This is a genomic window from Streptomyces sp. NPDC059917 (assembly GCF_042730635.1).
GTDB lineage: Bacteria > Actinomycetota > Actinomycetes > Streptomycetales > Streptomycetaceae > Streptomyces.
The window spans coordinates 1-26825 of the sequence record NZ_JBHWLC010000019.1 but is presented as its reverse complement, the minus strand read 5'-3'; the positions used below and the strand labels follow the sequence as shown (position 1 = coordinate 26825).

The 26825-nt window shown below is 72.3% G+C and carries 26 protein-coding genes; 18 read left to right on the top strand and 8 right to left on the bottom strand.

Translation table 11 applies throughout. The annotated features are described in order from the left end of the window. Window positions 1–150 precede the first annotated feature (150 nt). From ACFWAR_RS13845 to ACFWAR_RS13830, 4 genes are read left to right on the top strand one after another with little or no spacing between them, the layout of a single operon-like run. Window positions 151–960, top strand: a complete 810-nt coding sequence (locus tag ACFWAR_RS13845; RefSeq protein WP_385776534.1) for an acetoacetate decarboxylase family protein — start codon at window positions 151–153, stop codon at window positions 958–960. 1 nt (window position 961) lies between these two features. Next, window positions 962–1846: an SDR family NAD(P)-dependent oxidoreductase gene (locus ACFWAR_RS13840; protein ID WP_385776532.1), complete on the top strand. Its 885-nt coding sequence runs from the start codon at window positions 962–964 to the stop codon at window positions 1844–1846. 11 nt (window positions 1847–1857) lie between these two features. Then, on the top strand, window positions 1858–3144 hold the full coding sequence (locus ACFWAR_RS13835; RefSeq protein WP_385776530.1) for an amidohydrolase family protein: 1287 nt from the start codon (window positions 1858–1860) through the stop codon (window positions 3142–3144). Beyond that, entirely contained in the window at window positions 3141–4391 is a 1251-nt protein-coding gene (locus ACFWAR_RS13830) for an amidohydrolase family protein (protein ID WP_385776528.1), read from the top strand. Before ACFWAR_RS13835 ends, ACFWAR_RS13830 begins: the two co-directional genes overlap by 4 nt. Before the next feature lie 31 nt (window positions 4392–4422). On the opposite strand, the gene ACFWAR_RS13825 is transcribed toward ACFWAR_RS13830, so the two are convergent. Continuing rightward, window positions 4423–7533 carry an NACHT domain-containing protein gene (locus tag ACFWAR_RS13825; protein ID WP_385776526.1) on the bottom strand — a complete coding sequence of 1037 codons (3111 nt, stop codon included), beginning with the start codon at window positions 7531–7533 and terminating at the stop codon, window positions 4423–4425. Window positions 7534–7646: 113 nt separating this feature from the next. On the opposite strand from ACFWAR_RS13825, the gene ACFWAR_RS13820 reads away from it, so the two are divergent. The 3 genes from ACFWAR_RS13820 to ACFWAR_RS13810 are packed head-to-tail and all read left to right on the top strand — an operon-like array spanning window position 7647 to window position 10349. Continuing rightward, complete coding sequence (locus tag ACFWAR_RS13820; protein WP_385776524.1) at window positions 7647–8561, top strand: sterol desaturase family protein; 915 nt, start codon at window positions 7647–7649, stop codon at window positions 8559–8561. Continuing rightward, window positions 8558–9259, top strand: coding sequence for a lysoplasmalogenase (locus ACFWAR_RS13815; RefSeq protein WP_385776522.1), 702 nt, complete (start codon window positions 8558–8560; stop codon window positions 9257–9259). The genes ACFWAR_RS13820 and ACFWAR_RS13815 overlap by 4 nt, the downstream gene beginning before the upstream one ends. Before the next feature lie 46 nt (window positions 9260–9305). After that, complete coding sequence (locus ACFWAR_RS13810; protein WP_354382272.1) at window positions 9306–10349, top strand: zinc-dependent alcohol dehydrogenase family protein; 1044 nt, start codon at window positions 9306–9308, stop codon at window positions 10347–10349. 98 nt (window positions 10350–10447) lie between these two features. Here ACFWAR_RS13810 and ACFWAR_RS13805 read toward each other — a convergent pair whose 3' ends face one another. Beyond that, window positions 10448–11980, bottom strand: coding sequence for a S8 family serine peptidase (locus ACFWAR_RS13805; RefSeq protein WP_385776520.1), 1533 nt, complete (start codon window positions 11978–11980; stop codon window positions 10448–10450). Between the two features lie 287 nt (window positions 11981–12267). On the opposite strand from ACFWAR_RS13805, the gene ACFWAR_RS13800 reads away from it, so the two are divergent. The 3 genes from ACFWAR_RS13800 to moaA all read left to right on the top strand — a co-directional run bounded on the left by ACFWAR_RS13800 (window position 12268) and on the right by moaA (window position 15462). Continuing rightward, a complete protein-coding gene (locus ACFWAR_RS13800; RefSeq protein WP_385776518.1) occupies window positions 12268–12639 on the top strand; it encodes a DUF485 domain-containing protein in 372 nt (123 codons plus the stop codon). Continuing rightward, a complete protein-coding gene (locus ACFWAR_RS13795; RefSeq protein WP_385776516.1) occupies window positions 12636–14264 on the top strand; it encodes a cation acetate symporter in 1629 nt (542 codons plus the stop codon). The genes ACFWAR_RS13800 and ACFWAR_RS13795 overlap by 4 nt, the downstream gene beginning before the upstream one ends. 208 nt (window positions 14265–14472) lie before the next feature. Continuing rightward, window positions 14473–15462 (top strand): GTP 3',8-cyclase MoaA, encoded by a 990-nt coding sequence (moaA, locus tag ACFWAR_RS13790; RefSeq protein ID WP_385776514.1) that lies wholly within the window; start codon window positions 14473–14475, stop codon window positions 15460–15462. A 50-nt stretch (window positions 15463–15512) separates the two neighbouring features. On the opposite strand, the gene ACFWAR_RS13785 is transcribed toward moaA, so the two are convergent. Both ACFWAR_RS13785 and ACFWAR_RS13780 read right to left on the bottom strand, forming a co-directional pair. Beyond that, on the bottom strand, window positions 15513–15755 hold the full coding sequence (locus tag ACFWAR_RS13785; RefSeq protein ID WP_385776512.1) for a hypothetical protein: 243 nt from the start codon (window positions 15753–15755) through the stop codon (window positions 15513–15515). A 147-nt stretch (window positions 15756–15902) separates the two neighbouring features. Further along, window positions 15903–16235 (bottom strand): DUF3099 domain-containing protein, encoded by a 333-nt coding sequence (locus ACFWAR_RS13780; RefSeq protein ID WP_385776510.1) that lies wholly within the window; start codon window positions 16233–16235, stop codon window positions 15903–15905. A 177-nt stretch (window positions 16236–16412) separates the two neighbouring features. Here ACFWAR_RS13780 and ACFWAR_RS13775 point away from each other — a divergent pair, with 177 nt between their 5' ends. Beyond that, window positions 16413–16691: a GlsB/YeaQ/YmgE family stress response membrane protein gene (locus tag ACFWAR_RS13775; RefSeq protein ID WP_385776508.1), complete on the top strand. Its 279-nt coding sequence runs from the start codon at window positions 16413–16415 to the stop codon at window positions 16689–16691. 99 nt (window positions 16692–16790) lie between these two features. Here ACFWAR_RS13775 and tyrS read toward each other — a convergent pair whose 3' ends face one another. From tyrS to ACFWAR_RS13760, 3 genes are all read right to left on the bottom strand, one after another. Then, entirely contained in the window at window positions 16791–18056 is a 1266-nt protein-coding gene (gene tyrS, locus ACFWAR_RS13770; RefSeq protein WP_385776506.1) for a tyrosine--tRNA ligase, read from the bottom strand. Between the two features lie 66 nt (window positions 18057–18122). Next, a complete protein-coding gene (locus ACFWAR_RS13765) occupies window positions 18123–19523 on the bottom strand; it encodes a metallopeptidase TldD-related protein (RefSeq protein WP_385776504.1) in 1401 nt (466 codons plus the stop codon). Continuing rightward, a complete protein-coding gene (locus ACFWAR_RS13760; RefSeq protein ID WP_385776502.1) occupies window positions 19523–21085 on the bottom strand; it encodes a TldD/PmbA family protein in 1563 nt (520 codons plus the stop codon). The genes ACFWAR_RS13765 and ACFWAR_RS13760 overlap by 1 nt, the downstream gene beginning before the upstream one ends. Before the next feature lie 146 nt (window positions 21086–21231). On the opposite strand from ACFWAR_RS13760, the gene fabG reads away from it, so the two are divergent. The 3 genes from fabG (at window position 21232) to ACFWAR_RS13745 (ending at window position 23552) form a co-directional block, all read left to right on the top strand. Beyond that, window positions 21232–21951, top strand: coding sequence for a 3-oxoacyl-[acyl-carrier-protein] reductase (gene fabG / locus ACFWAR_RS13755; protein WP_385776500.1), 720 nt, complete (start codon window positions 21232–21234; stop codon window positions 21949–21951). Between the two features lie 5 nt (window positions 21952–21956). Next, complete coding sequence (gene fabI / locus ACFWAR_RS13750; protein WP_354382284.1) at window positions 21957–22736, top strand: enoyl-ACP reductase FabI; 780 nt, start codon at window positions 21957–21959, stop codon at window positions 22734–22736. 237 nt (window positions 22737–22973) lie between these two features. After that, window positions 22974–23552 (top strand): hypothetical protein, encoded by a 579-nt coding sequence (locus tag ACFWAR_RS13745; RefSeq protein WP_385776498.1) that lies wholly within the window; start codon window positions 22974–22976, stop codon window positions 23550–23552. 18 nt (window positions 23553–23570) lie between these two features. Here ACFWAR_RS13745 and ACFWAR_RS13740 read toward each other — a convergent pair whose 3' ends face one another. Continuing rightward, on the bottom strand, window positions 23571–24242 hold the full coding sequence (locus ACFWAR_RS13740; protein ID WP_385776496.1) for a FadR/GntR family transcriptional regulator: 672 nt from the start codon (window positions 24240–24242) through the stop codon (window positions 23571–23573). Window positions 24243–24341: 99 nt separating this feature from the next. Here ACFWAR_RS13740 and ACFWAR_RS13735 point away from each other — a divergent pair, with 99 nt between their 5' ends. The 4 genes from ACFWAR_RS13735 to ACFWAR_RS13720 all read left to right on the top strand — a co-directional run bounded on the left by ACFWAR_RS13735 (window position 24342) and on the right by ACFWAR_RS13720 (window position 26779). After that, the gene (locus ACFWAR_RS13735) at window positions 24342–25664 is read left to right on the top strand and encodes a CynX/NimT family MFS transporter (RefSeq protein WP_385776494.1); all 1323 of its coding nucleotides are present in this window, start codon (window positions 24342–24344) and stop codon (window positions 25662–25664) included. A 5-nt stretch (window positions 25665–25669) separates the two neighbouring features. Then, window positions 25670–25786, top strand: coding sequence for an SGM_5486 family transporter-associated protein (locus tag ACFWAR_RS13730; RefSeq protein WP_385776492.1), 117 nt, complete (start codon window positions 25670–25672; stop codon window positions 25784–25786). A 174-nt stretch (window positions 25787–25960) separates the two neighbouring features. Then, window positions 25961–26179: a hypothetical protein gene (locus tag ACFWAR_RS13725; RefSeq protein ID WP_385776490.1), complete on the top strand. Its 219-nt coding sequence runs from the start codon at window positions 25961–25963 to the stop codon at window positions 26177–26179. A 78-nt stretch (window positions 26180–26257) separates the two neighbouring features. Beyond that, window positions 26258–26779, top strand: a complete 522-nt coding sequence (locus ACFWAR_RS13720; RefSeq protein WP_385776488.1) for a SixA phosphatase family protein — start codon at window positions 26258–26260, stop codon at window positions 26777–26779. The last annotated feature ends 46 nt before the right edge of the window (window positions 26780–26825 follow it).

Below are 26825 nucleotides of genomic sequence, written 5' to 3'. Positions count from 1 at the left end.
CCAACTCTGTCCGGTGGAGCAACAATTGATCTGGCGGTCCGTCAGTTCTCGTACGTGCAGCCCTCTTTACCCTTCATCGGTGGCGGTGTAACTGTGTTACAGACCTCCCCGGCCACCGCTGGGGAGACCCCGCGAAGGGTGGTGCTTCCCATGGCACGCGTACGGTACGGCGCGCGGACCGAAGCCGAGATCTCGGCCTCGCGCGAGAAGAGCTCCAAGCTTCCCGACATCTGGTCCACCGGTGTGGTGGCCGTCTGGGAGAGCGACCCGGACGTGGTGGCCGCGGTCCTCCCGCCGCCGCTCAAACCGGCCGAACGGCCGCTCGTACGGGCCAACATCAGCAAGGTCGACCTGCCCGGCTACCCGCTCGGCGCGGGCTCCGTGGCCGTCGCCGCCCGGCACGGCGCGGTCGAGGGCTGGTACCCGCTCGTCATGCCGATGACCCACGAGCGCGCCCTGGTCGGCGGCCGCGAGGTGTTCGGCGAACCGAAGAAGCTGGGCGAGGTCGCCGTCGAGCGCGACGGCCTGGTCGTACGGGCCTCCCTCGCCCGGCACGGGATCGCCTTCGTCGAGGTGCGCGGCGCGGTGGACCGCGAGCTGCCGCTGCCCGAGCCCACCACGAAGACCGACTTCTACTTCAAGTTCCTGCCCGCCGTGGACGGCGACGGCTTCGACGCCGACCCCGTCCTCGTGCACTGCACCCGCAACGAGAAGGTCCGCAAGCTGGAGCACATCACCGGGGACGTCGTCCTGCGGGAGTCGATGTTCGACCCGATCGCGGACCTGCCGGTGCGCCGGATCGTCGAGATCACCATCGGCGAGAAGACCACCGACCAGAAGGGCAAGGTGGTCGAACGGGTCAGCGCCCGGGCGCTGCTGCCCTACATCCACCAGCGCTACGACGACCCGATGCAGATCCTCGACGCGCCCCCCGAGGGCTCGTCGGCGGGGGGTGCCTGAGATGCGGCTCGAACCGGGACAGGTGGCCGTCGTCACGGGCGCGGCCAGCGGCATCGGGCTCGCCATGGCCCGCCGCTTCGCCGCGGAGGGACTGAAGGTGGTCCTCGCCGACGTCGAGGAGGGCGCCCTGCGCGAGGCGGCCGAGGAACTCGCCGCGGGCGGGGCCGAAGTGCTCGCCCGCACCGTCGACGTCAGCGACCGCGACTCCGTGCGCTCCCTCGCCGACGCCGCCTACGACACCTTCGGCGCGGTCCACGTGCTCTGCAACAACGCGGGCGTCGGATCGGGTGCCGAGGGCCGCATGTGGGAGCACGAGCCCAACGACTGGAAGTGGGCCTTCTCCGTCAACGTCTGGGGCGTCTTCCACGGCATCCAGGCCTTCGTCCCGCGCATGATCGCGAGCGGCGTCCCCGGCCACGTCGTCAACACCTCCTCCGGCGACGGCGGCATCGCCCCGCTGCCCACCGCCTCCGTCTACGCCGTCACGAAGGCGGCCGTGGTCACCATGACCGAGTCGCTCTACGCCCACCTCAAGGCCGAGGGCGCGCAGGTCGGCGCCTCCGTCCTCTTCCCCGGGCCGCACATGCTGCGCACCGGACTGTGGGAGTCCCACCGCAACCGGCCCGAGCGCTACGCCAAGGAACGCCCGCGCAAGGCGCCGTACCGCACCCTCGACCAGTACGAGGCGGCGATGAAGCAGGCCGGGCACGAGGTGAACTTCACGCCGGTCGAGGAGGTCGCCGAGCACGTGGTCGACGGCATCAGGGCCGACCGCTTCTGGATGCTCCCGACGAGCGAGCACAGCGACCGGCAGATCCGCGCCCGGTCGCAGTCGATGCTCGACCGGGCCAACCCCGCCTACCTGGAAAGCTTCATCCTCGACTGAGGGGCCTCGCAGTGAACGCGTACGAAGACCCGTACCTGATCATCTCCTCCGACTGCCACGCCGGGCTGCCGACCGAGCAGTACCGCCCCTACCTGGACCGGCGCTTCCACCCCCAGTTCGACGAGTTCCTCGGCCAGCGCGACGCCCGCCGCGAGGAGGCCACCCGGCTCGGGGTGCGCAACGAAGCCTTCGCCGAGAAGTGGTTCCACGACCACGAAGAGGGCCTCAAGGGCGGTTGGGACGCCACCCAGCGCCTCAAGGAGCTCGACGGCGACGGCGTGGCCGCCGAAGTCGTCTTCCCCGACGCCGACGCGGTCGACAGCCAGACCGCCGCTCCCTTCGGCGTCGGCCTCGGCCTCTCCGGCGACCAGGACCCCGAGCTGGGCATGGCGGGCGCGCAGGCGCACAACCGCTGGCTCGCCGAGTTCGTGTCGCAGAACCCCGAACGGCACTGCGGGGTGGCCCTGCTCCCCATCACCGGGGAGCCGGACCGGGTCGTCGCCGAGATCCACCGGGCCAAGGAGTCCGGGCTCGGCGCCCTGATGATCCCGTCCATGTGGGTGGACAAGGCGCCCTACCACGAACGCCGTTACGACCCCGTGTGGGCGGCCGCCGCCGAGACCGCGATGCCGATCGTCACCCACTCGGGGGCGGCGCCGCGCCACGAGTACGGCGACCACCTCGGCATCTACGTCTCCGAGGTCACCTGGTGGCCCGCCCGGCCCCTGTGGTTCCTGCTGTGGTCGGGGGTCTTCGAGCGCCACCCCGGCCTGAAGTTCGGGGTCGCCGAGTCCGGCTGCTGGTGGTTGCCCAACCAACTGTGGTTCATGGACCGGCTCTACCTCGGCGCGCACGGCGGCAAGAAGCTCTCGCCCTTCGCGGAGCTGAAGCGGCCGCCCAGCGAGTACCTGGACCGGCAGGTCTTCGTCTGCGCGACCAACACCAAGCGCCGCGAGCTGGCCCAGCGCTACGAGATCGGCGTGGACAACATCCTGTGGGGCTCGGACTTCCCGCACCCCGAGGGCACCTGGCCGAACACCCGCGGCTGGTTGAAGAAGACCTTCCACGACATCCCGGTCGACGAGACCCGCCGCATGCTGGGGCTGGCCGCCGCCGAGGTCTTCGGCTTCGACACCGCCGCGCTCGCCCCGCTGGCCCGCCGGATCGGACCGACCCCGGCCGAGCTGGGCCAGTCGGCCGACCAGGCGGCCGTGACGGCCTCCTGGGCCCGCTCCCGCGAGGTCGGCCGGCACTGGCTGACCGACAACGACTTCCCGGTGCTGGGGGTCGACCGATGACCTCCGACCGGCCGACGACCGCCGAGGACCGCTACACGGTCATCTCGGCGGACTGCCACGCGGGCGCCGACCTCCTGGACTACAAGCCGTACCTGGAGAAGCGCCACCACGAGGAGTTCGACGCCTGGGCCGCCGGCTACGTCAACCCCTACGAGGACCTCCTCGCCGACACCGCCGACCGCAACTGGAACTCCCAGCGCCGCCTGGCCGAGCTGGAGGCGGACGGCATCGTGGCGGAGGTGCTCTTCCCCAACACGATCCCGCCCTTCTTCCCCAAGGCCTCGCTGATGGCGCAGCCGCCCGACGCCGCCGAGTACGCGCTGCGCTGGGCCGGGCTCCAGGCCCACAACCGCTGGCTGGCCGACTTCTGCGCGGACGCGCCGGGGCGGCGGGCCGGAGTGGTCCAGATCCTGCTCAACGACGTGGACGCGGCGGTCGCGGAGATCCGGCGCACCAAGGCGGCCGGGCTGACCGGTGGGATCCTGCTGCCGGGCGTTCCGCCGGGCTCGCCCGTCCCGGAGCTGTACTCGGCGGCGTACGACCCGATCTGGGCGGTCTGCGACGAGCTGGACGTCCCGGTCAACCACCACGGCGGCTCGGCCTCGCCCCCGCTCGGCGACGAACCGGCGGCCCGCGCCGTCTTCATGGTGGAGACCACCTGGTTCTCGCACCGCGCCCTGTGGCACCTCATGTTCGGCGGCGCCTTCCGGCGCCACCCGGGCCTCAAGCTGGTCCTGACCGAGCAGGGGTCGGGCTGGATCCCGGGCGTGCTGGAGATGCTCGACTACTACCACGGCCGCCTGGTGAACGCGGCGGCGAGGGCCGCCACCGCGGAGTCCAAGTTCGGTGCGGGCCTGGCGGAATCGATGGGCAAGGGCCCCACCGAGGTATGGCGGGACAACTGCTTCGTGGGCGCGAGCTTCATGCGCCCCCACGAGGTGCCGCTGCGGGACCGGATCGGCCTCGACAAGATCATGTGGGGCAGCGACTACCCCCACGACGAGGGCACCACCCCCTTCTCCCGCGAAGGCCTCCGCATCGCCTACGCGGGCCTGCCGCGCGCCGAGGTCGCCGCCATGGTCGGCGGCAACGCGGCCCGCGTGTACGGGTTCGACCTGCCGCTCCTGGACGCACTGGCCGCCAAGCACGGCCCGCTCGTCTCGGAGGTCGCCGAGCCCCTCACCCAGGTCCCGCCGCAGGCCACCAGCCCGGCCTTCGCCCGCGGCGCCTCCGTCCGGGTCTGGTAGCGCCACCGCCACGACCCTCCCGCCGGGCGGCTCAGTTGAAGACGTACGTGAGCCGCCCGGGCGGGAACCGCTCGGCCCCGACGACCGCGGTCCGCCGGTCCAGCTCGACGCACACCCGCTCCAGGTCCGCGAGCGGGGCGAGGTCCACCGGCCCGGTGCACTCGGTCAGCACCAGCCGCCGCAGCGCCGGCAGCTCGGCGACCGCCGCCGTCGACCCCTCGATCCCGCAGCGGCGCAGCACCAGCTCGGTCAGCCCCCGGTACCCGGTGAAGGCGTCGAGGGAGACCGGAGCGGTGTGTCGGACCTCCAGGCTCCGCAGCCCGTCGAGCGGCGGCCGCGCCATCAGCTCCGCGAGCTGCCGGGGCCCGGCGATCGCCAGGTCCACCAGCCCCGGCCACCGTTCGAGCCCGTCCAGGGACAGCCCGCGCGCGCCCTGCCACAGCGACAGCGAGGTCAGGCCCGCGTCGGCCGGTACGTCCCCGATCCGGCGCTCCCGGGGCTCGTAGCCGATGGTCAGCGCGCGCAGCCCGCGCACCCCGGCCAGCGGGGCGAGCGACAGGCCGTCGCGCAGGTAGCCGAAGGCCAGGCGGTCCGCGGCCAAGTCCTCGACGCCCTCGATGCCGGTGAGGTGCGGGCAGTCGTAGATCCCGAGGTGCCCGAGCGCCCGCAGGTCCGCCAGCCCCGACAGACCGGTCAGCCCGGGATTGCGGAAGAGGACCAGCCACTCCAGGTCCCGCCGCCCGGACACGGCGGGCGGCACCCCGGTGTCCCAGGTGAGGTGGAGCCGCCGCAGGTGCGTCAGCCGCTGCCAGGCCGCCAGTTGTGCGGCGCTGCGCACGTGCAGGTGCGCCGTGCGCAGGGGGGCGTCGGCGAGCACCGCGTCCGCGAACTCCTCGGTGGGGAACAGGCTCCACGCCTCGGCGACGGCGTGGCCCACCTCGAAGCGGTCGTCCCGCCGGAAGCCCGCGACCACCTGGAGCGCCCGGTCCCCGCCGACCAGGGCCGCGGTGCGGACCGTGGCGGCCGCCTCGGCCTCGGTGAGGCCCTGCGGCTCCGGCAGCAGTTCCAGGACCAGCTCGCCCGCCTTGGCCAGCTCCTGCGCCTGGCGCGCCGAGCGCGGCGGCAGCAGGGGCGCGGTCCGGTCGCGGACCTCCCGCCAGACCTGCGGGTCCAGCTCCGGGGCGTGCTCCAGGCAGGCGGCCGCGAGCAGCACCAGCCGGTCGCCGTCCCCGGCGGACCGGTCGGCCCGGCGCAGCAACCGGCGCAGCAGAAGGGCGCGTTCGTCCGGCCGGGCGTGCCCCACGGCCATCCGGACGACGTCGTACCACTCGTCCTCGTGCGCGCTGCGGACCAGGACGCCGAAGTCCCGGGCCTCGACGGCCGCCTTGGCGCCCAGGTAGTCGCGGAAGGTGCGGTGGACGAAGTGCACCGTGCCGGGCACCGCCTCGCGCAGCAGTCCGCTGCGGATCAGCAGGTGCCGGAAGACCTCCGCGGCGCCGCCCTGGGCGCGGGCCTGCGGCATGGCCTCCAGCCACTGGTCGAAGAGCTCCACGGCCTCGTCGTGGTCCGCTTCGACCTGGCCGTTGCGGATCAGCCAGTAGGCGAGCCGCTGGAGCAGCAGGGTCTGTTCGTCCCGGGTGAGGTAGACCCCCTCGACGTCGGTGATCTCGCGCTCGCTGTCGCGCCGGACCAGCAGCATGTCGAGCGCCGCGTCGTACAACTCCTTGCGGGCGCGCGGCAGGTGCGTGTGCCGGTCGCGGTTGAGCGCGCACAGCAGGGCGCACATCAGCGGGTTGGTGGCCAGTCGGCCGAGGTCGCGGCGCAGCCCCACGGCCCGCCCGAGCGCGGCTTCGTAGCGGTCCAGCTCGGCCCGGCCGTCGGCCGCGGGGCATTCGGCGCGCGCCGCGTCGTGCCAGTGCGTCAGGAAGGAGCGCACGTCGGCCCGTTCCATCGGCAGCAGCGACATCGGGGTGAAGGCGTGGCCCGCGAGCCAGTCGTCGTGGACCGCGGAGGGGCGGGTGGTGACGAGGTAGCGGGAGTCGGGGTAGGCGTCGATCAGCGACCGGATCCAGGCCCCGGTCCGCCGGCGCAGCCGCTGGGGGACCTCGTCGACGCCGTCGACGAGCACCAGGGCCCGGCCGGCGCGCAGCACCGAACCGGCCCAGCCGGGCGGCGCCTCGCCGTGGACCGGCACCCCGCAGGCGCGCAGGAAGTCCTCCGGCATCGGCAGCTCGTCCCGCGAGGTGAAGGCGCGCAGCCGCAGCACGAACGGCACGTAGGAGTTGAGCTCGCGCAGCTGCGGGCCGAAGCTGCGGCGGGCCGCGTTGAGCGCCAGCCACTGCACGAGGGTGGACTTGCCCGATCCCGCCGGACCGGACAGCAGCACCCGGCCGGAGGCGGCGAGCGCCTTGTCGACGGAGCTCACGGTCTGTCGCCCCAGCTCCTCGCAGGGCTGGTCGCCGCTGACCGACAGGCCGATGTAGGCGAGGTCCAGCGGCCAGTCCCGGTGGTCCCGGCCGAGGGTCAGCCCGTACAGCTCCAGGCGCCCGTGCGCCGCCGCGACGTAGGCCGCGTACCGCTCCTCGAAGGCGGCCGCCGCGGATCCCGGCGCGGGTCCCAGTCGCTCCCGTACGAGGTCCAGGGCGCGGCCGAGGTCGCCGGTGCGCCGGATCAGCTCCAGGTCGGCGCGGGCGGCGAAGGACGGCAGGGTGGTCATGTACTCCACCGCGTGGCGGCAGCACAGGTCGAGCAGCTCCCCGTAGAGCGCCCGCGCGCCGCCGCCGAGGCCGGCGGGCGGCCCGGGCAGCGCGGCGGCGAGCCGGACCGGGTCGAGGTCGAGGGCGAACACGGCGTCCGGGTCCAGCGGGCCGAGCGCGCCGAAGGCGTCGCGCACGGCGTCCAGCGCGGCCAGCCGCTCGTGCTCGGGGAGTCGGGTGCCGGGGGCGTGCAGGCGCGCCGCGAGGGTGGCGGTGAGGTGGGCCAGCTCCGCCTCGCCCAGCTCCGTCGGGCGCCGCCAGCGCGGGGCCGGGCGGGCCGGGCCGGTGGTCGTCCCCGCCCCCGGCGCCTGCGCGAGGACCGATTTCACCAGCGCGCCCACCGCCGTGCCCGCGACCTTCAGCAGAGCCGCTTCCCACCCGCTCACATGGCCTCCCCGCCCCGGTCGGACAGTATCGTCGGTACCGTCGGTAACACCGATGGATACCGATCGGTAACAACATCTAGCGGGCCGGTGGAGAGCGCCTCTATGGTGCGGGCATGCCGAACCTGCCCGATGTCGTGCTGTGGTCCATACCTGCCTTCGTGCTGCTCACCGTGGTGGAGCTGGTGAGCTACCGGTTCCATCCCGACGAGGACGCCGCCGGGTACGAGACCAAGGACGCCGTCACCAGCCTCGGCATGGGGATCGGCAGCCTCGCCTTCGACTTCGTCTGGAAGATCCCGATCGCCCTGATCTACGCGGCGGTCTACGAGCTGACCCCGCTGCGCGTGCCCGTCCTGTGGTGGACCGTGCCGCTCATGCTGCTCGTGCAGGACTTCCTCTACTACTGGCAGCACCGCGGCCACCACGTCATCCGGGTCCTGTGGGCCTGCCACGTGGTGCACCACAGCAGCCGCAAGTTCAACCTCACCACCGCGCTGCGCCAGCCCTGGACCAGCTGGACCTCCTGGCCGTTCTACCTGCCGATGATCGCGCTCGGCGTGCACCCGGCCGCCGTCGCCTTCTGCTACTCGATCAACCTCGTCTACCAGTTCTGGATCCACACCGAGCGCATCGACAAGCTGCCCCGGCCGATCGAGTACGTCTTCAACACCCCCTCCCACCACCGCGTCCACCACGCCTCCCAGGGCGGCTACCTGGACCGCAACTTCGCCGGGATCCTGATCCTCTGGGACCGGATCTTCGGCTCGTGGGTGGGCGAGACCGAGCGGCCCGAGTTCGGCCTGACCAAGAACATCGCGACCTACAACCCGCTGCGCGTGGCCACGCACGAGTACGCCGCCATCGCCCGGGACGTACGGGCCGCCACCAGCTGGCGCGAGCGCGCGGGCCGGGTCTTCCGCGGCCCGGGCTGGCAGCCCGCGCCGACGGCCGCCGCCGCGCTCGCCCCGACCCCCGCACCCGCCGCCGCGGCCGCGCAGGCCCCCGCTCCCGCCGAGCCCGCCGCGTGAGCGCCGCCCGCACCGGAGCCGCCGCCGGGCCCGCCGCCTCCCGGCCCGCCGACTCCCGGACCACCGCCCTCGGATCCGCCGCGCTCGTCGGCTTCGCCGTCGCCACCGCCGCCGACCTCGGCTCCCTGCTCGCGGGCTGGGACACCGGGCACCTGCTCTTCAAGCCCCTGCTGATGCCCCTGCTCATCGGCTACGCGCTCACCCGCGGCGCGCCCCGGGCGCTGGTCGCCGCGCTGTTCTTCGGGTGGGGCGGGGACCTCGCCCTGCTCTCCGACGCGGACCCCGCCTTCCTCGTCGGCATGGGCTCCTTCGCCGTCGGGCACCTGTGCTACCTGGCGCTCTTCGGGCGCCGCCCGGCCTCCCCGCTCGCCGGGGCCGGGTACGCGGGCGCGCTCCTGGGGACCGTGACCCTGCTCTGGGGGGACCTCCCGGCCGACCTGCGGATCCCGGTCGCCGGATACAGCCTGCTGCTGACCGCGATGGCCTGGCGGTCCGGGGCGCTGGGGTGGCGGGCCGGAGTCGGCGGGGCGCTCTTCCTGCTCTCCGACACGCTCATCGCGACCGGGGTCGCCGACTGGCCGCAGCTGCCCCGGCCCGACTTCTGGGTCATGGCGACCTACGCGGCGGCCCAGTACCTGCTGGCCGCGGGCGCCCTCGCCAACGACCGGGCGTACCGTAGGGAAGTCGTACCAGTCTGACCGCCCTGGCCACTCTGATCCCCTGAAGTCACCGAAGGACCGCACCATGCGCGCCACCGTCATCCATGCCCCGCACGACATCCGCGTGGAGGAGGTGCCCGACGCCGCGGTCCAGCGACCCGAAGACGCCGTCGTGCGCGTGCTGCGCGCCTGCATCTGCGGCAGCGACCTGTGGGCCTACCGCGGCGAGGCCAAGCGCCAGCCGGGCCAGCGCATCGGGCACGAGTTCCTCGGCATCGTCGAGGAGACCGGCTCCGCGGTCTCCGGGCTGCGCGCGGGCGACCTGGTCGTGGCCCCCTTCATGTGGTCCGACGGCACCTGTGACTACTGCGTCGAGGGCCTGCACACCTCCTGCGTGCACGGCGGCTTCTGGGGCTCGGTCGGCTTCGACGGCGGCCAGGGCGAGGCCGTCCGCGTTCCGCACGCCGACGGCACCCTGGTGAAGCTGCCCGCCGAGGCCGCCTCCGACGAGCACCTCCTGACCGGGCTGCTCGCCCTCTCCGACGTCATGGGCACCGGCCACCACGCCGCCCTCGGCGCCGGAGTCCGCAAGGGCTCCACGGTCGCCGTCGTCGGCGACGGCGCGGTCGGCCTGTGCGGCGTGCTCGCCGCCAAGCGCCTCGGCGCCGAGCGGATCATCGCGCTGGGCCGCCACACCGCCCGCACCGACATCGCGAAGCTCTTCGGGGCCACCGACGTGGTGGCCGAGCGCGGCGAGGCCGCCGAGGCGGCCGTGCGCGAGCTGACGGGCGGGCAGGGCGCGCACGCGGTCATCGAGGCCGTCGGCACCGAGCAGTCCATGCGCACCGCCGTGAACATCACCCGCGACGGCGGGGCCATCGGCTACGTCGGCGTGCCGCACGGCAGCGGGACGGGCCTGGACCTCGGGGTCATGTTCGACCGCAACATCACCCTGCGCGGCGGCGTGGCACCGGTCCGCGCCTACATCCCGGAGCTGCTCACCGACGTGCTGAACGGCACGATCGACCCGGCGCCCGTCTTCGACCGGACCGTGGCCCTGGACGAGGTGCCGGACGGCTACCGCGCGATGGACGACCGCAGCGCCCTCAAGGTCATGATCAAGGCCTGATCGGCGGCCCGCCGACGGCCTGACGGCCTCGACGCGGTGCGGGGGCCGGGCGGGAACTTCCCCGCCCGGCCCCCGCGTCGTGTTCCGCTCCCGCGCGGCTACTTCACCGCGTCGAGGGCGTCGACCTGGCCCGCGCCGTAGTAGCTCGTCTGACCCCACTTGGCGGTGCAGGTGGTCGCGTCCACGAGGGCGCCGGTCGCGTCGTAGATCTTGTCCGGGCAGGCCTTCTTGTCCGCCTGGAGCTTGAGCAGCGACTGGAGCTGCGCGGGCGCGGCCCACGGGTGCGCGCTCTTGAGCAGCGCCAGGACGCCCACGACGTGCGGGGCGGCCATCGAGGTGCCCTGCTTGTAGCCGTAGCCGCCGCCCGGCAGGGTCGACAGGACCCGCCCGTTGGCGTCCGGGGTGGCCGGGAGCTGCCACTTGTCGCCGCCCGGCGCGCTCACGTCGGCCACGCCCAGCCCGTAGCTGGAGTAGTACGAGCGCAGGCCCTGGTCACCGGTGGCCGTCACCGTGACCACGCCCGGCAGCTGTGCGGGCAGGGACGGGCAGACCTTGGGGTCGACGGTGCGCGGCACGGGGGTCGCGTCGTCGGGGCTGGTGCCGTCCAGGATCGAGGGCGCGGCCAGGTCCCAGTTCTCGTTGCCCGCCGCGGCCACCGTCAGGGTGCCCTTGCGCTCGGCGTAGCGGCTCGCCCGGGTGAGCGACTCGACGAGGGCCTTCTGGTCGTCGTCCGTCTTGCAGTTGAAGTACCAGGGGTCCATGTAATAGCTGTTGTTCGTCACCGCGATGTGGTGCTCGGCGGCGAAGACGAACCCGCAGACCACCGCCTCGGCGAAGAACAGGTTGGTGCCGGGCTCGGCCACCTTGATCGCGGCGACCTTCACCCCGGGCGCCACCCCGCTGATGCCGATGCCGTTGCGCGCGGCCGCGATGGTCCCGGCCACGTGGGTGCCGTGGTCGCTGCCGTCGACGTACGGGCGCCAGGCGCCGTCGGTGGTGTCGGCGATCCCGCCGACGCAGTTGGCCGACTGGGACTTGGAGAAGTTGGCCGCCAGATCGGGGTGGGTGTCGTCGACACCCGTGTCGATGACGCCCACGGTCACGTCCGGGCTGCCATCGTTGATCTTGTGAGCCTGGTCGGCCTTGATCGCCCGCAGGTCCCACTGGTTGGGCTCCAGCGGCTCCTCGCCCGGCGCTGCCTGCGCCGCCGCCTTCGCGGCGTCCGCCGCGCTGAGCTTCTGGGTGGTGCCCTCCTCGTCCGTCTGGACGGCCTTGAGCGGAGCCGTACGGGTGGCGCCCACCGAGACCACGAGCGCGCGCTGCGTCCGCAGCGTCTTGGCGAAGTCGGGGTTCGAGGAGTGCGCGATGACCACCCCGATCTGCTCATAGGCCGTCACCACCGTGCCACCGGCCCGCTCCACGGCCCTCTTCGCCTCCTTGGCCGAGGCGTAGGTGGTCAGGTTCACCACGTACGACAGCTCCGGTCCGGCGGTGGCGGCGGACTTGGCCGCCACCGGCTCCAGCGGCGCGGCGGAAGCCAGGGCCGACGGGAGGAAGGCGAGCGAGGCCGTGAGCAGCAGGCCGACCGGCACGGCGAGCGCACGCCTGCGGGCGGATCCCAGATGAGCCATGGGTTCTCCACATCATCCGTGAAAAAGCCGTCGTGACGCGGGTCGCGTCACGACGGGTTCATGACAGGTGAAGCTAGCGCCGGTGTTCGTGTCCGCGCCATCAGTTCGAGAAATCAGTCCCCCACGAAACCGATCCGGAAGCCCACTTTCCGAAGATTCAGCGGGTGTTGAACCGTCCCGACGCGCCGACCGTGCCGTTGACAGGGGGGCTCAGCACCACCACCCCCCCCATGGAGGTCGTCTTGTCCGTCGTCCCCACCGCGCCCACGTCGCAAGGAGAGCCGCCCGTGACCTCGAAAGCAGCGCCGCCCCCCGACGCCGCGGATCCCGGGGCGCTCTCCCCGGGCCCCACGCCCGAAGCGTTCGTCCAGGTGCAGCAGAGCGCCGAGTTCGCGGCCCTGCGCCGCTCGCACCACAGCTTCGCGTTCCCGCTCACCATCGCCTTCGTCACCTGGTACCTGCTGTTCGTGTTCCTCTCGAACTACGCGGGCGGCTTCATGGGGACCAAGCTCTTCGGCAACATCAACGTCGCCCTGGTCTTCGGCCTCGCCCAGTTCCTCAGCACCTTCCTCATCGCCTGGTTCTACTCCCGGCACGCCTCGACGAAGCTCGACCCCCAGGCCGAGGCCATCAAGTCCCGCATGGAGGCCGACGCATGAGCAGCTCCGCCGTGATCCAGCTCGCCGCCGGTTCGACCGCCGAGCACCGGCCGCTGATCATCACCCTCTTCGCGGTCTTCGTCGCCGCGACCCTGGGCATCACCGTCTGGGCCGGACGGCAGACCAAGAGCGCCTCCGACTTCTACGCGGGCGGCCGCCAGTTCACCGCCTTCCAGAACGGGCTCGCCGTCTCCGGCGACTACATGTCCGCCGCGTCCTTCCTCGGCATCGCCGGAGCCATCGCGCTCTACGGGTACGACGGCTTCCTCTACTCCATCGGCTTCCTGGTCGCCTGGCTGGTCGCGCTGCTCCTGGTCGCCGAGCCGCTGCGCAACGCCGGCCGCTACACGATGGGCGACGTGCTCGCCTTCCGGATGCGCCAGCGCCCGGTGCGCACCGCCGCCGGCGTCTCCACCATCGTCGTCTCGATCTTCTACCTGCTCGCGCAGATGGCGGGCGCGGGCGTGCTGGTCTCGCTGCTCCTCGGCATCACCGGCGACGCGGGCAAGATCCTCATCGTCGGGCTGGTCGGCGTCCTGATGATCGTGTACGTCACCATCGGCGGCATGAAGGGCACCACCTGGGTGCAGATGGTCAAGGCCGTGCTGCTCATCGCGGGCGCCCTGCTGATGACCGTCATGGTGCTGTGGAAGTTCCACTTCAACGTGTCCGACCTGCTCGGCACGGCCGCGGAGAAGAGCGGCAAGGGCGGCAAGTTCCTGGAGCCCGGGCTGAAGTACGGCGTGAACGGCACCTCCAAGCTGGACTTCATCTCGCTCGGCCTCGCCCTGGTCCTCGGCACCGCGGGCCTGCCGCACATCCTGATCCGCTTCTACACCGTGCCCACCGCTAAGGCCGCCCGTAAGTCCGTGAACTGGGCCATCGGCATCATCGGCGCCTTCTACCTGATGACGATCGCGCTCGGCTTCGGCGCCGCCGCCCTCATCGGGCCCAAGGAGATCAAGGCGGCGCACCCGCAGGGCAACGCGGCCGCCCCGCAGCTCGCCGAGCACCTGGGCGGCGGCGTCGGCACCACCGGCGGCGCGGTCCTGCTCGCCGTGATCTCGGCGGTCGCCTTCGCCACCATCCTCGCCGTGGTCGCGGGCCTCACCCTCGCCTCGTCCTCCTCGTTCGCGCACGACATCTACGCGAACGTGATCCGCAAGGGGAAGGCCACCGAGAAGGAGGAGATGCGGGCCGCGCGCTGGTCCACGGTCTTCATCGGAGCGGCGGCCATCCTGCTCGGTGCCCTCGCCCGCGACATGAACGTCGCCGGTCTGGTCGCCCTCGCCTTCGCGGTCGCGGCCTCCGCGAACCTGCCGACGATCCTCTACAGCCTCTTCTGGAAGCGCTTCACCACCCAGGGCGCGCTGTGGTCCATCTACGGTGGCCTGATCTCGTCGGTCGTCCTGGTGCTCTTCTCCCCGGTCGTGTCCGGAAAGCCCACCTCGATGTTCAAGAACGCCGACTTCTACTGGTTCCCGCTGGAGAACCCGGGCCTCATCTCCATCCCGCTCGGCTTCCTGCTGGGCTGGCTCGGCACCCTGCTGTCCAAGGAGCCGGCCGACCCGCAGAAGTTCGCGGAGCTGGAGGTACGGTCCCTCACCGGTACGGGCGCCCACTGACCCCGACCCCGTGAGGGCCCCGCCCCTGTGCGGGGGACCGAAGGACCGAACCGGCCGTGTCGTAGTTCCCTACGACACGGCCGGGCCACGTCTCGTTCCTTTGGGCACCCCTACAGGACACACGTGTCGCGTAGGCTCGAATAAGACGCCCGCACCATCGATCGCGGCGTGAACCTCTACTAGTACCGGACAGGGGAGGGGGCCCACAGTGCTCATCGACACCTTCGGCCGCGTGGCCACTGACCTGCGCGTCTCGCTCACCGACCGGTGCAACCTGCGCTGCACGTACTGCATGCCCGAAGAGGGGCTGCAGTGGCTGGGCAAGCCGGACCTGCTGACCGACGACGAGATCGTCCGCCTGGTCCGCATAGCCGTCACCAGCCTCGGCATCACCGAGGTCCGCTTCACCGGCGGCGAACCGCTGCTGCGCCCCGGCCTCGTCGGGATCGTCGAGCGGTGCGCGGCCCTGGAGCCGCGCCCCAAGATGTCCCTCACCACCAACGGCATCGGCCTCAAGCGCACGGCCGCCGCCCTCAAGGCCGCCGGCCTGGACCGGGTGAACGTCTCCCTGGACACCCTGCGGCCCGAGGTCTTCAAGACCCTCACCCGCCGCGACCGGCACAAGGACGTCATCGAGGGCATGGCCGCGGCCCGCGAGGCCGGCCTCACCCCGGTGAAGGTCAACGCCGTCCTGATGCCCGGGCTCAATGACGACGAGGCTCCCGACCTGCTGGCCTGGGCCGTGGAGAACGAGTACGAGCTCCGCTTCATCGAGCAGATGCCGCTCGACGCCCAGCACGGCTGGAAGCGCGACGGAATGATCACCGCCGGTGACATCCTCCAGTCCCTGCGCACCCGCTTCACGCTCACCGAGGAGGGCGCCGACGAACGCGGCTCCGCCCCGGCCGAGCGCTGGGTGGTCGACGGCGGCCCGGCCACCGTCGGCGTCATCGCCTCCGTGACCCGGCCCTTCTGCGGCGCCTGCGACCGCACCCGGCTCACCGCCGACGGCCAGATCCGCACCTGCCTGTTCGCCACCGAGGAGTCGGACCTGCGCGCCGCCCTGCGCTCGGGCGCCCCGGACGAGGAGATCGCCCGGCTCTGGAAGGTCGCCATGTGGGGCAAGAAGGCCGGATCCGGCCTGGACGACCCGACCTTCCTCCAGCCCGACCGCCCCATGTCGGCGATCGGCGGCTGACCGGAGCGGGAGCGGACGGGAAGAGCGACGGAGGGCTCGGAGCGAGGTCGTCAGACCTGCCGCTCCGAGCCCTCCGGCTGTACCCACTCCTCGAACTTCACGACGTCCTTGAGGAAACCGCGGACCCCCAGGAACTGGCTCAGGTGCTCTCGGTGCGCCTCGCAGGACAGCCAGGTCTTGAGCCGCTCCGGGGCGTGCAGCTTCGGGTTGTTCCACGCCAGGACCCACACGGCGGCGTCGCGGCAGCCCTTGCCGGAGCAGGTGGGGTTTTCGTTCGCATCAGGGGAGTTCACAACCTCAACCCTACAAACCACACGAACGGAAGGGCGACGCCGAGCAGCCACGGGGGGAGCTGCCCGGCGTCGGTCCGTCGCTCCGACGGGGGATGCGGAGCGCGTAGGCAGTATGTCACGCAGGACCCGGTGCGGTGCACCGGAACTTCATGATTGATCTGAGCTTTTATTGAGGTTTCCCGCCTCCAGTGCGGGGTGCACAGGCGCGGGCACGAAGTGCGAGGGCAGCGAGGGCGTCGACTCGCGCCCCGCGTTGGCGATGACCACGGCGACGTACGGCAGCAGCGCGCCCAGCACCAGCGTCACGATCGCCACAGGCCGTTCCACGTCCCACAGGAGCACGGTGAGGATCACCGACAGCGTCCTGATCCCCATCGAGATCACGTACCGGCGCTGGCGCCCCCGCACGTCCTCCGCGAGGCCCATGCGCGCCCCGGTGATCCGGAAGACCTCGGCCCCGTTCCGCTTCTTCCGCTGCACGTTCCACCACCCGATCCACCCGCCGGACACTCCCCGGTCCGGACCCTTCCACCGTACGCCGCGCCCCGAGCGCGGGGGAGGGCGGGTGTCGCCCGAACGGAGTCGTCCGACATGCGGACCCGACGGACCGGCCCGAGACTGGGCTGACATGCGCACATCGCGCCACGAGGAGGCGACATGCATTGGTTGTGGGCGATCATCGTCGGGTTCGTACTGGGCCTCATAGCCCGGGCGATCCTGCCCGGCAAGCAGCACCAGCCCCTCTGGCTGACCACCATCTTCGGCATCATCGGCGGGATCCTCGGCAATGCCGTCGCCGGCTGGATCGGTGTGCACGACACCCGGGGCATCGACTGGATCCGCCACCTGCTGCAACTGGCCGGAGCCGTCGTCGTCGTCGGGCTCGGCGACATGGTCTACATGATGTTCCGCGGCAACAAGCGGCAGGTGACCTGAGCGGCGCGGCCATCGGGACGCGTCACCGGGACATGACGCGGGGGCCGGTCGGACGCTCGCGTCCGTACCGGCCCCCGCGCCGTGCGTCCGGGTGGGCGCTCAGCCCGTGACCTCGACCGCGGCCAGGTTCTTCTTGCCGCGGCGCAGCACGAGCCAGCGCCCGTGCAGCAGGTCCGACGCGGCGGGCACCGCGTCCTCGGCGGTGACCTTGACGTTGTTCACGTAGGCCCCGCCCTCCTTGATCGTGCGCCGACCGGCCGACTTGCTCGCGACCAGACCGCTCTCCACGAGCAGGTCGACGACCTGCGGGAGCTCGGCCACCTGGGCGTGCGGCAGCTCGGACAGGGCCGCGGCCAGCGTGGCCCCGTCCAGGTCCGTCAGCTCGCCCTGGCCGAACAGCGCCTTCGACGCCGCGATCACGCCGGCGCACTGGTCCGCGCCGTGCACCAGGGTCGTCAGCTCCTCGGCCAGCGCCCGCTGAGCGGCGCGCGCCTGCGGCCGCTCGGCGGTCTGCGCCTCCAGCTCCTCCAGCTCCGCACGGGTCTTGAAGGAGAGGATCCGCATGTAGGTGGAGATGTCGCGGTCGTCCACGTTCAGCCAGAACTGGTAGAACGCGTACGGCGTGGTCATCTCCGGGTCGAGCCAGACGGCGCCGCTCTCGGACTTGCCGAACTTGGTCCCGTCCGCCTTCACCATCAGCGGCGTGGCCAGCGCGTGGACGTGCGCCTTCGGCTCCAGCCGGTGGATCAGGTCGAGCCCGGCCGTCAGGTTGCCCCACTGGTCGGAGCCGCCCTGCTGGAGGGTGCAGCCGTAGCGCCGGTACAGCTCCAGGAAGTCCATGCCCTGGAGCAGCTGGTAGCTGAACTCCGTGTAGCTGATGCCCTGGTCGGACTCCAGTCGCCGGGCGACCGAGTCCTTCGTCAGCATCTTGTTGACGCGGAAGTGCTTGCCGATGTCGCGCAGGAACTCGATGGCGGACAGGCCCGCCGTCCAGTCCAGGTTGTTCACCATGACCGCGGCGTTCTCGCCCTCGAAGGACAGGAACGGCTCGATCTGCGTCCGCAGCCGGGCCACCCAGTTCGCGACCGTCTCCGGGTCGTTCAGGGTGCGCTCGGCCGTGGGCCGCGGGTCACCGATCTGCCCGGTCGCCCCGCCGACCAGCGCCAGCGGCCGGTGCCCGGCCTGCTGGAGCCGGCGTACGGTCAGCACCTGCACCAGGTGTCCCACGTGCAGGGAGGCCGCGGTCGGGTCGAAACCGCAATAGAAGGTGACGGGACCGTCCGCGAACGCCTTGCTCAGCGCTTCTTCGTCGGTGGACTGGGCGAAGAGCCCGCGCCACTTCAGTTCGTCGACGATGTCCGTCACGGTCTCTCGACTCCTTCTATGTCCGGCGCCCGTCTGGTTTCCGACGCCTCGGTCAGTCTAGGTGGGTCAGACGCCCTGGCTGACCGAGCTCATGTTGAAGTCCGGGATCCGCAGCGCGGGCATCGCGGTCCGGGTGAAGTAGTCGTTCCATTCGCGCGGCAGGGTCTTCTCGGTCCGCCCGGCCTCGCTGGCCCGCGAGAGCAGGTCCACCGGCGACTCGTTGAAGCGGAAGTTGTTGACCTCGCCCACGACCTGGCCGTCCTCCACCAGGTAGACCCCGTCCCGGGTCAGCCCGGTGAGCAGCAGCGTCGCCGGGTCCACCTCGCGGATGTACCAGAGGCAGGTCAGCAGCAGGCCCCGCTCGGTGGCCGCCACCATCTCCTCCAGGGACTTCTCGCCGCCCGCGTCCAGGATCAGGTTCCCGAAGCCCGGGGCCGTCGGCTGCCCGGTCAGGGCCGCGCTGTGCCGGGTCGTGGTCAGCCGCGCCAGCTCGCCGCCGCTGATCCACTCGGTCGGCGGCACCGGGAGGCCGTTGTCGAAGACCGAGGCGTCGTCGCCCGAGCTGTGCGCGATCACGAACGGCGCGGACTCCAGGCCCGGCGCGTTCGGGTCGCTGCGCAGCGTCAGCGGCAGCCCGGAGAGCCGCTCGCCGACCCGGGTGCCGCCGCCCGGCTTGGAGAAGACCGTCCGGCCCTCCGCCGCGTCCCGGGCCGCCGCCGACCACATCTGGTAGATCAGCAGGTCGGCCACGGCGGTCGGCGGGAGCAGGGTCTCGTACCGCCCCGCGGGCAGGTCGATCTTCCGCTCGGCCCAGCCGAGGCGTACGGCGAGCTCCGCGTCCAGCGCGGTCGGGTCGACGTCCTTGAAGTCCCGGGTGTAGCGGCCGGCCCAGGCCGAGCGCGAACGGCCGTCGGCGGCGGCCGCCTTCGCGTTCACCTCCAGGGTGCCGTTGGGCTGGTCGTGCCGCAGCCGCAGCCCCGTCGAGGTGCCCACGTAGGTGGAGACCATCGTGTGGTGGGCGAAGCCGTACAGGGCGCGGCCGCCCGCGCGGGCCCGCGCGAAGGCCTCGCCCAGCGCCGGCGCGAAGTCCGCGAAGACCGCCGAGGAGGTCTCGGCCGGCCCGTCGGTGAAGTCCGGCGCGGCCGGGGTGCCGCTCACCAGGGGCTGGGCGTCCTCGGCCGGACCCGCGCCGCGGGCCGCCGCCTCGGCCGCCCGCACCAGCGGTTCCAGCTCGTCGGCGGTGACGGCGGAGCGCGAGACGACCCCCGAGGCCGTGCCCTCCTTGCCGTCGACCGTGGCGATGACCGTGAGGGTGCGGCCCCGGGTGACGCCGTTCGTGGTCAGGGCGTTGCCCGCCCAGCGCAGGTTCGCGCTCGATTCCTCGTCGGCGATGACGACGCAGCCGTCGGCGGTGGACAGCTCCAGCGCGCGCTCGACGATCTCGTGGGGCTTGGTACGGATCGACATCAGCGTCCGGCCTCCTGCGTGGTGTTGAGGATGTTCACGTCGCGGAACAGCGCGGAGGGGCAGCCGTGCGAGACGGACGCGGCCTGGCCCGGCTGGGCCTTGCCGCAGTTGAAGGCGCCGCCCAGGACGTAGGTCTGCGGGCCGCCGACCTTCTCCATGGAGCCCCAGAACTCGGTGGTCGTGGCCTGGTAGGCGACGTCGCGCAGCTGACCGGCCAGCTTGCCGTTCTCGATCCGGAAGAACCGCTGTCCGGTGAACTGGAAGTTGTACCGCTGCATGTCGATCGACCAGGACCGGTCGCCGACCACGTAGATCCCGCGCTCCACCCCGCCGATCAGGTCCTCGGTGGAGAGCCCGCCCGGATCCGGCTGGAGCGAGACGTTCGCCATCCGCTGCACGGGCACGTGCCCGGGGGAGTCCGCGTAGGCGCAGCCGTTGGAGCGGCCGAGCCCGGTCAGCTTCGCGATCCGCCGGTCCAGCTGGTAGCCGACCAGGGTGCCGCCCTTGACCAGGTCCCAGCTCTGCGCCGCGACGCCCTCGTCGTCGTAGCCGATCGTGGCCAGCCCGTGGGGCGCGGTGCGGTCGCCCGTCACGTTCATGATCGAGGAGCCGTAGGTCAGCTTGTTCAGCTGGTCGAAGGTGGCGAAGGAGGTGCCCGCGTACGCCGCCTCGTAGCCCAGCGCCCGGTCCAGCTCGGTGGCGTGCCCGATGGACTCGTGGATGGTGAGCCACAGGTTCGACGGATCGACCACCAGGTCGTAGCGTCCGGCGCGCACGCTCGGCGCCCGCATCTTCTCGGCCAGCAGCTCCGGGATCCGCTCCAGCTCGGAGTCCCAGTCCCAGCCGGTGCCCGTCAGGTACTCCCAGCCGCGTCCGACGGGCGGGGCGATGGTCCGCATGGAGTCGAACTCGCCGGTGTCGCCGTCCACGGCCACCGCCGTGAGCTCCGGGTGGATCCGGACCCGCTGCTGCGTGGTGACCGTCCCGGACGTATCGGCGTAGAACTTGTTCTCGTGCACCGCGAGCAGCGAGGCGTCCACGTGCGCCACGCCCTTGGCGCGCAGCAGCCGGGCGCTGAAGTCGGCGAGCAGCGCCGCCTTCTCCTCGTCGGCGACCTCGAAGGGGTTCACCTCGTAGTCCGAGATCCAGGTGCGGTCCGCGTGCACCGGCTCGTCCGCGAGCTCCACCCGCTCGTCGGAACCGGCCGCCTTGATCACCTTGGCCGACAGCTGCGCCATGGCCACGGCCTGCGAGGCCACCTTGGCGGCGCCGTCCATCGTGAGGTCCACCCCGGAGGCGAAGCCCCAGCTGCCCCCGTGCACGACCCGGACCGCGTAGCCGAGGTCCGTGGTGTCGGATCCGCCCGATGGTTTGGCGTCCCGCTGGCGCCAGGAGGCGCTGCGGATCCGCTCCAGCCGGAAGTCGGCGTGGTCCGAGCCCAGCGCGCGGGCCCGGGCGAGGGCCGCGTCGGCCAGCGCCCGCAAGGGCAGCGCGGCGAATGCCGCGTCGATGGAATGGGTCACGGATGTCCTCCCGTGGTGTGGATCGGTTCCCTCGATCATGTCGCGCCGGGGGCCCCGGTGCCTACCGCTTTCTGTAGGGACTCGACAGAGCGCGTCCCAAGGCCCTGTCGGAGCCCGATTCTTTGGAAACCATCTGCGAGCGATAGGTTTTCAGGTATCCAGACTGCTAGCGAAAGGGTGATCCGTTGAGCCGCTCGGTTCTCGTCACCGGAGGAAACCGGGGCATCGGCCTCGCCATCGCCCGAGCCTTCGCCGAAGCCGGCGACAAGGTCGCGATCACGTACCGCTCCGGCGAGCCGCCGGAGGTCCTGGCCGAACTGGGCGTGTTGGCGGTCCGCTGCGACATCACCGACTCGGAGCAGGTGGAGCAGGCCTACAAGGAGATCGAGGAGAAGCACGGCGCCGTGGAGGTGCTCGTCGCCAACGCGGGCATCACCAAGGACACGCTGCTGATGCGCATGTCCGAGGAGGACTTCGCCTCGGTCGTGGACACCAACCTCACCGGCACCTTCCGCGTGGTGAAGCGGTCCAACCGCGGCATGCTGCGCGCCAAGAAGGGCCGCGTCGTCCTGATCTCCTCGGTCGTCGGCCTGCTGGGTTCCGCGGGCCAGGCCAACTACGCCGCCTCGAAGGCGGCCCTGGTCGGCTTCGCCCGCTCCCTCGCCCGCGAGCTGGGCTCCCGCAACATCACCTTCAACGTGGTGGCCCCCGGCTTCGTGGACACCGACATGACGAAGGTGCTCACCGACGAGCAGCGCGCGGGCATCGTCGGGCAGGTCCCCCTGGGCCGCTACGCGCAGCCCGAGGAGATCGCGGCCGCCGTGAGCTTCCTGGCGTCCGACGCCGCCGCGTACATCACTGGAGCCGTCATTCCCGTTGACGGCGGATTGGGCATGGGTCACTGATCACCATGAGTGGAATTCTCGACGGCAAGCGCATTCTGATCACGGGTGTGCTGATGGAGTCGTCCATCGCCTTCCACACCGCGAAGCTCGCGCAGGAGCAGGGCGCCGAGGTCATCCTCACCGCCTTCCCGCGGCCGACGCTGACCGAGCGCATCGCCCGCAAGCTGCCCAAGCCCGCCAAGGTGATCGAGCTGGACGTCACCAACGAGGAGCACCTGGCCCGTCTCGCGGACCTGGTCCGCGAGGAGCTCGGCGGCCTCGACGGGGTCGTGCACTCCATCGGCTTCGCGCCTCAGGACGCCCTGGGCGGCAACTTCCTGAACACCCCCTTCGAGTCGGTCGCGACCGCCATGCACGTCTCGGCGTTCTCGCTGAAGTCGCTGACCATGGCCTGTCTGCCGCTCTTCCCGGAGGGCGAGAACGGCGGCGGCGCCGTCGTGGGCCTGACCTTCGACGCGCAGTACGCCTGGCCGCAGTACGACTGGATGGGCCCGGCCAAGGCCGCGCTGGAGGCCACCAGCCGCTACATGGCCCGCGACCTGGGCAAGCGGAACATCCGCTGCAACCTGGTCTCGGCCGGCCCGATCGGCTCGATGGCCGCGAAGTCCATCCCGGGCTTCTCGGAGCTGGCCGACGTCTGGAACCACCGCTCCCCGATGGAGTGGAACATGGCGGACCCGGAGCCCGCGGGCAAGGGCGTCGTGGCCCTGCTCTCGGACTGGTTCCCGAAGACCACCGGCGAGATCGTCCACGTGGACGGCGGCCTGCACGCGATGGGTGCCTGACCCTCCCGGTCCCACCCGCACCGCGTCCGTACGGCGGCGGCCGCGCTTCCCCCTTCCGGGGAGCGCGGCCGTCGCCGTTTTCCGTGCGGGCACCGGGTGGGGAGGCGCTTTCCGCACGGTCTTCGATCGCATGTGCGCCGCCCGCCGGGATCTTCCCGAGTCGAAAAGGCGGACATATGCCTGCAAACTGGCCGAGCCGGGATCTTCCCGGAGCGCGTCGGGGAGGAGGCACGGGGAGTGCGTACCAGGCGCAGCCGGGCGGTGTCGCTGCTGGTCACCTCGATCGTGGTGACCGGCGTCCTGCTCCCGGCCACGGCCGGCTCGCGCTCCGGTGCGGCCGACCCGGTCACGGCGGCGGGCGTCGGCACGGGCGCCGGTACGAGCGCCGATCCCGGCCCCGGTGCGGGCGTCGGCGGCGGCTCCGGGGCCGCGGGCTCCGGCGCCGGAGGACGGGGCGTCCCCGTGGGCCCGGCGGACCCGGTGGGCCCGGCGGCCCGTGCGGCGGCGCCCGACATGGCGGTCGTCAGCGTCGCGGACCTGCCCGTGGAACCCCCGGCGCGTCCCGTGCGCGGCGCCCCCCAGGAGCTGTTCGGCGCCGACTGCGCCACCCGCATCGAGGGGTCCCAGGTCAAGGCCTCCTGCCACAACCGCTTCACGGAGACCGACCGGGTCCGGCTGCACGTCGAGTGCGACCGCTGGTGGGACGTGGACGGGGACGGCGCCCCCGTCGCCCTCGGCCCGGCCGGCCGGGCCGAGCTGAGCGGTCGGTGCTGGAAGGAAGTCCGCTCCGCCTGGGTCAGCCACCAGCGGCCGTAGGCCGCGGCCGCGGCGGGCTCAGCGGCGGCCCAGGCAGACGAACGGGTAGCCGGCTGCCTCCGAGGCCGCCGTGTCCGCGTCGCCGCGCCGGATCGCCTCGATCAGCCGCGCGTGGTCCACGTGCAGTTCGGGCGACAGGACGGCGCCCACGTCCCCGCGCAGCCAGTCCGCCACCAGGTCGCCCAGGTCGGCGTACAGCTCGATCAACACCTCGTTGTGCGAGGCCGTCACCACCGCCATGTGCAGGCTCACGTCCGCCGCCACGAAGAGCTCCGTGCCCCCGCTCGCCCAGGCCTGCTCCCGGCGCGCCAGCAGCGCGTCGAGCTGGACCAGGTCGCGCTCGGTGCGCCGCTCCGCCGCCAGCCGGGCCGCCGAGGCCTCCAGGGTCGAGCGCAGCTCCGCGATGTCCCGCGGGTCGGCCCCCGCGAAGCGCCGGTGCATCACCCCGGCCAGCTCGCTCGTCGCGATGACGTACGTCCCCGAGCCCTGGCGGATGTCGAGCAGCCCGTTGTGCGCGAGCGCCCGCACGGCCTCGCGCACCGTGTTGCGCGCCACCCCCATGAGCTCGACCAGCTCCGGCTCGGTGGGGATGCGGGACCCCACCGGCCACTCGCCGGAGGTGATCTGGTTGCGCAGTTGGGCGATCACCTGGTCGACGAGCGCCGAGCGGCGGGGGGACGTCAGCGGCATGGAGCCCTCTTCGGAGATCGGTGGAGCCGGTGGCCGGAAGGCTACTGGCCGGGCCCCGGGGGTGGACAACCAATCATCCCATGATTCTATGATGGTTCAATGTCCGACGAAGAAATCCAGACCCTGAACCGGCCCGCGGCCGCGCGCACGGCACCCGAGCCGCTCCACCCGACGGCGGCGGAGCCCGCCGTCGCCCCCACTCCCACCTGGCTCGGCCCGGTGCTCCTCGTCGGAATCGTGCTGGCCGCCCTCAACCTGCGGCCCGCCATCACCAGCCTCGGCGCCCTCTTCGAGGAGACCCGCACCGGCCTCGGCATGAGCGGCACGGTCGCCGGACTCATCACCTCCGTCCCCGCCCTCTGCTTCGCCGTCTTCGGCGTCACCGCGCCCCGGCTCTCCCGCCGCTTCGGCCCGGCCGCCGTCGTCTGCGCGGGCATGGTCGCCGTGGCGAGCGGCCTGCTGATCCGGCCCTTCGCCGACAGCGCCGCCGGATTCCTCGCCGCCAGCGCGCTCTCCCTCGCGGGCATCGCGCTCACGAACGTGCTGCTGCCCGTCATCGTGAAGCGGTACTTCCCCGACCGGGTCGGCACCATGACCGGCCTGTACTCCATGGCCCTGGCCGCCGGCACCTCCCTGGCCGCCGCCGCGACCGTCCCGATGACCGAAGCGCTCGGCGGCAGTTGGCGCGCCGGGCTGATGGTCTGGGCCGTGCTCGCGGTCCTCGCCGTACTGCCCTGGCTGGCCATCGCCCTGACCGCCCGCCGGGAGAAGCGGGCGCTACGGGCCGCCGCGGAGAGCGCGACCACCCCGGAGCCCCGGCCCGACGCGGGCCCGGGCGTCCTGCGCAGCCGCACCGCGTGGGCGCTCGGATGCTACTTCGGCCTCCAGGCCACCAGCGCCTACGTCACGATGGGCTGGCTCCCGCAGATCTTCCGCGACGCCGGGGTCTCCGCCGCCAGCTCGGGCGTCCTGCTCGCCGTCACCATGGCCCTCGGCGTGCCCCTGGCCTTCGTCATCCCCCGCGTGGCCGGCCGGATGAAGAACCAGGGCCCCATCGCCGTCACCCTCTGCGTCTTCGGCCTCGCCGGATACCTCGGGCTCTACCTCGCCCCCGCCGCCGGAGCCTGGGCCTGGGCCCTCCTGCTCGGCGTCTCCAACTGCGCGTTCCCGCTCGTCATCACGATGATCGGACTGCGCGCCAAGTCCCCGGCCGGAGTCGTCAAGCTCTCCGCCTTCGCGCAGAGCACCGGCTACCTCATCTCCATCCCCGGGCCGCTCCTCATCGGCACCCTCTACCAGCACAGCGGCGGCTGGGACCTGCCCCTCGCGCTGATGGCCTGCCTGACCGTGCCGCAGCTCGTGCTCGGCATCCTCGCGGGCCGGGACCGGACGATCGAGGACGAATGCGGCGTGCGAGACTGATCGGCATGCCAGTCCTAGAACCGAACCCCCAGAACGGCCACAAGAAGCTCGGCATCGTGCTCGGCGCGATGCTCGGCGTGACCGTGATCATCGCCATCATCGCGAGCATCGCCTCCCGCTGAGGCCCCCACCGGGCCGGACCCCGGAGGGTGGTGGGGATAACCCCACCACCCCCTAGGGGGTCAGGCTCAGGGTGAAGTGGGGTGTGCCCCGGATGGGCAGCGCGCCGTCGGATCCATAGATTCGAAGGGAGCGAGCCACTCCCGGCCGAACACCCCAGCACCCCGGAGGCGGTCATGTCGGCCCCCCTGCACACCCGTCCCGTCCGTCCCGTCCGCCCCCGCACCGGCGGCGTCGCGGACGCACGGCTGCACTGGTGGGTGCTGGCCCTGCCCGCGCTCGCCTTCGGGCTGCTCCTGCTGCTGCTCGCCGGATCCGGCGAGGCCCAGGCCGCGCCGGTGCACGGCTCGCCGCTCGCCCAGGTCACCCAGCACATCCTGCGCGTCGTCGGCTGACGGCCCGTACCCGCCCCGCAGGAGTGAAGCGCCCAACACCCTGCGCCCCGTGGCTGATTTCATGCGAAGCTGGGAGCCATGAGCGCCGAATCACCCCGCAGGATCGTCCTCCTCCGGCACGCCAAGGCCGAGTGGTCGGACGGTACCGACCACGACCGTCCGCTGGCCGAGCGCGGCCGCGTCGACGCACCCGCCGTCGGCCTGAAGCTGGCCGAGACCGGCATCGCCTTCGACCTGGCCCTCTGCTCCACCGCGGCCCGGACCCGCGAGACCTGGAAGCTCGCCGTCCACGCACTGCCACACCGGCCGAAGACCCTCTACGAGGACCGGCTGTACGAGGCTTCCCTCGGCGAGCTCATCGCCCTGCTCAACGAGACCCCCGACGAGGTGGCCGACCTCCTCGTCATCGGGCACAACCCCGGCATGCACGCCCTCGCCGACGGCCTCACCGGCCGCTCCGAGGGCGACACCCGCACCCGGATGACCCGGAGCGGCTTCCCGACCTCCGCCCTGGCCGTGGTCTCCTTCACCGGCCCGTGGAAGTCCCTGGAACTGGGCGTCGGCACGCTGCTGGACTTCTGGACCCCCAAGGACCACTGACCCGGCCCCCTACGACGGCGACGGGCCCCGGCACACTGCCGGGGCC

Coding starts and splice junctions, on each gene's coding strand:
- ACFWAR_RS13720 (WP_385776488.1), top strand. CDS start 26,258: ATGAGCGCCGAATCACCCCGCAGGATCGTCCTCCTCCGGCACGCCAAG.
- ACFWAR_RS13765 (WP_385776504.1), bottom strand. CDS start 19,523: ATGTCGATCCGTACCAAGCCCCACGAGATCGTCGAGCGCGCGCTGGAG.
- ACFWAR_RS13830 (WP_385776528.1), top strand. CDS start 3,141: ATGACCTCCGACCGGCCGACGACCGCCGAGGACCGCTACACGGTCATC.
- ACFWAR_RS13805 (WP_385776520.1), bottom strand. CDS start 11,980: ATGGCTCATCTGGGATCCGCCCGCAGGCGTGCGCTCGCCGTGCCGGTC.
- ACFWAR_RS13760 (WP_385776502.1), bottom strand. CDS start 21,085: ATGATCGAGGGAACCGATCCACACCACGGGAGGACATCCGTGACCCAT.
- ACFWAR_RS13730 (WP_385776492.1), top strand. CDS start 25,670: ATGCCAGTCCTAGAACCGAACCCCCAGAACGGCCACAAGAAGCTCGGC.
- ACFWAR_RS13820 (WP_385776524.1), top strand. CDS start 7,647: ATGCCGAACCTGCCCGATGTCGTGCTGTGGTCCATACCTGCCTTCGTG.
- ACFWAR_RS13845 (WP_385776534.1), top strand. CDS start 151: ATGGCACGCGTACGGTACGGCGCGCGGACCGAAGCCGAGATCTCGGCC.
- ACFWAR_RS13840 (WP_385776532.1), top strand. CDS start 962: ATGCGGCTCGAACCGGGACAGGTGGCCGTCGTCACGGGCGCGGCCAGC.
- ACFWAR_RS13740 (WP_385776496.1), bottom strand. CDS start 24,242: ATGCCGCTGACGTCCCCCCGCCGCTCGGCGCTCGTCGACCAGGTGATC.
- fabI (WP_354382284.1), top strand. CDS start 21,957: ATGAGTGGAATTCTCGACGGCAAGCGCATTCTGATCACGGGTGTGCTG.
- ACFWAR_RS13795 (WP_385776516.1), top strand. CDS start 12,636: ATGAGCAGCTCCGCCGTGATCCAGCTCGCCGCCGGTTCGACCGCCGAG.
- ACFWAR_RS13810 (WP_354382272.1), top strand. CDS start 9,306: ATGCGCGCCACCGTCATCCATGCCCCGCACGACATCCGCGTGGAGGAG.
- ACFWAR_RS13775 (WP_385776508.1), top strand. CDS start 16,413: ATGCATTGGTTGTGGGCGATCATCGTCGGGTTCGTACTGGGCCTCATA.
- ACFWAR_RS13725 (WP_385776490.1), top strand. CDS start 25,961: ATGTCGGCCCCCCTGCACACCCGTCCCGTCCGTCCCGTCCGCCCCCGC.
- ACFWAR_RS13735 (WP_385776494.1), top strand. CDS start 24,342: ATGTCCGACGAAGAAATCCAGACCCTGAACCGGCCCGCGGCCGCGCGC.